This window comes from Dellaglioa sp. CoH-57-MRSF-17 (genome assembly GCF_056782015.1).
The window spans coordinates 1-432 of sequence record NZ_JBXAXY010000055.1 but is presented as its reverse complement, the minus strand read 5'-3'; the positions used below and the strand labels follow the sequence as shown (position 1 = coordinate 432).

Here is a 432-nt window from a genome sequence, read left to right as displayed (position 1 = left end):
CCCCTTATCATTAAGCGACGCCTGATATCGGTTTATATAGGATGACAAAATGTATTTCCAGATAACGAATGCGGCACGTGATGCGCTGGCATCGAATCCCTCAATCAGACCTACTAGCTACAAGCTGGGCACTGGTACTGGATATGTGCCTACAGCCAGTGATACCGACATACACGGAACTCTGGTATCAACAGGACTCCTTAGTCCCGGCGACGTGGTAAACGGTAACGTGCTTCGGTACTCCATTCTTCTTCCTAAGGATTTGACATTCCTTCAGCAGTTCGGAGAAGTTGGGCTGTACACCAGCACTAACATGCTGTTTGCACTAGCTGTGGCGGATGTGCCGGTCACTAAGGACAACTCGTATGCTATGCGTATAGACGCGTACCTGTCTTCGGTTGACGCAAACTACGAGATGTGGCTCGATGTGGC

Annotated in this window: 1 protein-coding gene; it reads left to right on the top strand. The window is 49.8% G+C overall.

Going from position 1 to position 432, the window contains the following annotated elements; all coding sequences use genetic code 11:
- Positions 1-49: 49 nt before the first annotated feature.
- The coding region (locus tag AC1RPJ_RS07835; protein WP_481762852.1) for a hypothetical protein at positions 50-432 on the top strand (383 nt) is incomplete at its 3' end.